The organism is Bradyrhizobium sp. UFLA05-153 (genome assembly GCF_054185185.1).
The window spans coordinates 1-4393 of the sequence record NZ_JBBIAM010000259.1; the positions used below are offsets into that span (position 1 = coordinate 1).

3 protein-coding genes are annotated in these 4393 nt (G+C 57.0%); all 3 read left to right on the forward strand.

Annotation, left to right across the window (positions count from 1 at the left end; translation table 11 throughout):
• Nucleotides 1-581: 581 nt before the first annotated feature.
• The 3 genes from Q2941_RS50900 (at nt 582) to Q2941_RS50910 (ending at nt 3681) form a co-directional block, all read left to right on the forward strand.
• The gene (locus Q2941_RS50900; protein WP_458197432.1) at nt 582-947 is read left to right on the forward strand and encodes a hypothetical protein; all 366 of its coding nucleotides are present in this window, start codon (nt 582-584) and stop codon (nt 945-947) included.
• Between the two features lie 412 nt (nt 948-1359).
• Nucleotides 1360-1836, forward strand: coding sequence for a MaoC/PaaZ C-terminal domain-containing protein (locus tag Q2941_RS50905; RefSeq protein ID WP_458197433.1), 477 nt, complete (start codon nt 1360-1362; stop codon nt 1834-1836).
• 402 nt (nt 1837-2238) lie between these two features.
• Nucleotides 2239-3681, forward strand: a complete 1443-nt coding sequence (locus Q2941_RS50910) for a sulfatase family protein (protein WP_458197434.1) — start codon at nt 2239-2241, stop codon at nt 3679-3681.
• The last annotated feature ends 712 nt before the right edge of the window (nt 3682-4393 follow it).

Below are 4393 nucleotides of genomic sequence, written 5' to 3' on the forward strand. Positions count from 1 at the left end.
ACGAAGCGTCCCATCCGTATCCCCCATCAGGAAACGGAGGAATCCTAGCCGACTCGTGGCTTTTCACACAGCCAGGGCCGGTAAGCGACGTATCGACACGGAAAAATGTTCATGCGGATGTGAGCGGCTTCACATCTGGTGAGGCCGTGTGGCCGCAGTGTGACCACACGTTCAGTTTTCAATTTAGCCTTTCGAGAGGTTAGATTGCTATGAGGCCGAACACGCCGTGCAAATATGGCCTGGCGCATTGTTCGATAGGATGGCGCCGTAGCACTCTCATTATTGCGACGCTTTTCATCGCATGGATAGTTTTGTTTGCAAGCGAAGCTCGCGCGCAATGCACGGCACGAGACGTCCTGTCGAACCGACTGAGGTCCGAGAAGACCCCATTAACGAGTACGCCAAGAAGTCCAATCAGATCTGCCGCCGAAGCTTCGGTTTGGAAGACCATCAAAGTAGGTACCTTTGCAGACCCCCTGGCCCTCACTAACGCGTTGCATGCAGCCGGTTGTGGGATCGGAGACGCGGCCGGGGAAATTCTCGCCCGACCAGCTTTCGCCCTCAGCGCCACCAAAAGAAATGTGAATCTCTTTGCAATATCGGCGGCCGAACTTGGCTTTCAAACCGATACTGTACCGCTTGCCGAAATTTATGCCCGCGCTCAACAGGTGGGTTTTGGACTCGCGGCTGCAGAGATCGCGCCACAACTGCGGCTTCAATATTTTGATCAGCCGATTGGTGAATTCCTCATCATCGGGATGGAGCCAATCAAGACATGGAAGGGCGAGCCTGTCATTCTGACAGTAGCCAACGGCGGAGCAGGACTCATTCTTATCGGTCAAGATGGCCGCGCTAACACACAGATTTGGGCGGCATCCCATTTTCTATTCGTGCGGCCTGATGGAGCCGACTGGCTCAAGGCAGCCGCAACACGACTTCCACCCTGAAAAGAAAAGAGCCGCACTGCCTTGCCTTCTCAATTCTATAGAGCCTGATTGCAGGCCCAGGGAGACTCCGCAATGAGCACAACGCTCGGCACAATGTGGCCGGGACGGACATCCGTAGCGCCCCGGCATGTCACCAGCTTCATCTGGAAATATTGGGATGCCTTTTGGGAGCGCCGCGAACGCCAAAAATTGCAAGCTACCTTGTCCGATTTGTAGTTTTTTCGCTTATGTTGGCCACACGAGGCCAGCATCAAACGGATTTCGTGCCGCGCCCGACCGCATCCATGCCACCCCGGGCAGCTGACAGGCGGACGAATACTGGCTGTCGTCGCTAAGGGCCAAGATCCGTGGACGGGGGGGCGGGTTGGTATCCTTATCGATTCATTCGAGCTGTTTCCGGAGGGATAATTAGATGAGCATGTACCCTGAAAACCTGTACTTTGAAGACGCGGAAGTCGGCATTAGCCTCCGGTCCGGCCCTTATCTGGTAACCAAGAGCGAGATCATTCAATTCGCAAAACAATACGATCCGATACCCCGCCACATCGACGAGGAGGCTGCGGCGCGTTCAGTTTTTGGGGGGCTGACCGCAACCAGTGCCCATACCTTTTCCATCTTCATTTTGTTGACGACCCGGCTTCAGCCACGGCTCCATGTCCTTGCGGGGTTGGGCTGGGATGAGCTGAGGCTGCCGAACGCTGTACGCCCGGACGATGCGCTCGATCTGGAAATCACGGTTCTGGAGAAACGCGAGTCGAAGTCCAAATCCGATCGGGGAATTGTCCGAAACCAAGTCCTCTTGCGAAATCAAAAACGCGAGACGGTGTTGCAGTGTACCAGCAATATTCTCGTCGCGCGGCAACCGATCGCGAACGCGCCGACCGACTGATTTGCCCGACCGCTGTTTATTTACGGGTGTCCGGCGACCGGTGAGGGATCGAATTCGGCTCTGGGTAAGCAGGCGAAGAACTCAACGTGAGGAACTCTAGTCCGGTGTGCCCCCCGTGTTCGGAGCTCGACGAGGCGCACGGCCGTGCCGCTCGTGGGCCAAGAACAGGCTCATGCACCGCAGTATGGGAAGCGTCAGCCACGTGCCTTTACAGTTCTCGAAATGATAAAGTCATTCGGAAGAGCGACGGTTGGCCGAACGTGAGGTCCTTGGCTCCAGTCTCCCCAAGAATATGATCGGCGAAGTCTGCGAACCAGACATGGTCAACATCCTCTAAAACGGGCTCAGGGCGTCGACACGATGTCAGCCGGGCCGAAAGTCCAAAGCAAGGGAGGACAAGCGATGAGGACAAAATACACGCGACGAACAATTCTTCGGAACGCTGCGTCCGGCGGCGTTACCTTGGCGCTGGGCTCCTCCGCTTCTCTCGCTCAGCCCGAGCCGCAGAGGCCAAACATCGTTTTCATCGTCGCCGACGACATGGGTTACGCGGATATTTCATGCAACGGTCGACGCGACTTCATGACGCCGAACATCGATCGCATTGCCATGCAGGGTGCGCGTTTTTCCCAAGCGTACGCCAACTCGCCGGTCTGCACGGCATCGCGCGTTGCTATCATAACAGGCCGGTACCAAGCCAGATTGCCGGTTGGAATGGAAGAGCCGATTACGCGAGTCACAAAACCGGGCATTGGCGTGCCGCCAGAGCATCCGACTTTGCCGTCGCTTCTGAAGAAGGTCGGTTACGGCACGACGCTGGTCGGCAAGTGGCACCTCGGCAACCTGCCTGAATTTAGTCCTTTGAGGAGCGGCTATGACCATTTTTACGGCTATAGAAGCGGCGCGGTTGACTATTTCCTCCACGTCGACACGGAGGGCAAGCCGGATCTTTGGGACGAAGACCAACCAGTATCTCAAACCGGCTATATGACCACCCTTCTTGGCGATCGGGCGGTGAAGATCATCGAAGATTATGCACGCGCGGACCAGCGGTTTCTCCTTAGTCTTCATTTCAGCGCCCCCCATTGGCCTTGGGAAGGTCCGGAGGACCAAGCCGAGGCCGAGCGTCTTGGAGGACGCAATCTGTTCCACCTTGACGGCGGTTCGAGCGAGACGTATCGGCGGATGATACTTGCACTCGACGATCAGGTTGGACGCGTCTTGAGAGCGCTAGACGACCACGGCCTCGCCAGCAACACGATCATGATTTTCACCAGCGACAATGGCGGCGAGCGCTTTTCCGACACTTGGCCCTTCAGTGGGCGAAAGACGGAGCTTTTGGAGGGTGGTCTGCGCATTCCTGCCCTCGTCTCCTGGCCCGTGCGCATTCCCGCGGGCCTCGTTAGCCAGCAGGTGACCGCGAATATGGACTGGCTTCCGACGCTGCTTGCCGCAGCCGGCGCAGCACAAGATCCGGCCTATCCATCGGACGGGATGAATCTGTTGCCACAGCTTTCGGAGGGCGCGCCTCCGGCGGAGCGGCGGTTGTTTTGGCGCTACAAGGCGCTCTGGCAGCGTGCCGCGCGCATCGGGGACTGGAAATATCTGAAGATTCTCGACAATACATTTCTGTTCAACGTTGCCGACGATCCGATGGAGCGCGCCAATCTGAAAGATCGGCGCAAGGACATCTACGATCGTCTCGTCGCCGAATGGAACAAGTGGAATGCGACCATGCTGCCAGAAACCGCTACGAGTTTCACCTATAACAATACGGGCAAACAATGGGTCGATCGACCGGGCGCAAAACCAGTGACACTCGACCCGGATCCAGCACTCGATTGAAGCCCGCACCCTCGAATGAAGGCCTTGTTTTGACCGGTGCCGTCATCAGGAAGCAAGATCGGGCGACGCAAGATTTGATCCGAGCCGCGTTCGAGCGTTGCGCCAGCGTCTACAGATCAGCCGATGGGCTAAACTTGCCTATCGCGTTCAAAATCGGCTCGGGCAAGCGACCGACTTGATGGGCGCACAAGCGAAGCGGCTATGGGTCGGTTGCAATCTGGGGACGGCAGCTTCGACGCGGACCATCTGGCTGGCGCACCGTGGCGAGCGAACGCGAGGGGCCAGCATGTTCCTGATCTCTGACGGTACTTGGAGTGACGCCGCACCGGAGGGGGTATGGCAGTTTTGTCTAGGCAGGCAATGCTGATCAGTCGATTGATACCGATAGGTGGCGGGAACGCCAGCATTGCGGGCGGCTCGAATTTTTTCTGTGAATTCAAGACCAAAAAAATGCGGCGGGTATACCGTCGGGATTTGACTGTCAGCTTTGAGAATTTGTGCTTGCAAATCAACGTGGAAACATCTTCCTAAATGATTGAGTGGGAGTAGTGAGGCCGAGTGCAATCGCGCAGCACAGCGTAGTTTTGGTGGGGGCTGTTCCCAGTTATTTTCATATTCAGCGACTGACGGACCAAGATCGCGTCCCGTGGCGTGGTGTAACTGACGGCGGGTCACCGCCGAGACTCCGGCGGGTCGGAAGGCATCAGCTTGC

Coding starts and splice junctions, on each gene's coding strand:
- Q2941_RS50910 (WP_458197434.1), top strand. CDS start 2,239: ATGAGGACAAAATACACGCGACGAACAATTCTTCGGAACGCTGCGTCC.
- Q2941_RS50905 (WP_458197433.1), top strand. CDS start 1,360: ATGAGCATGTACCCTGAAAACCTGTACTTTGAAGACGCGGAAGTCGGC.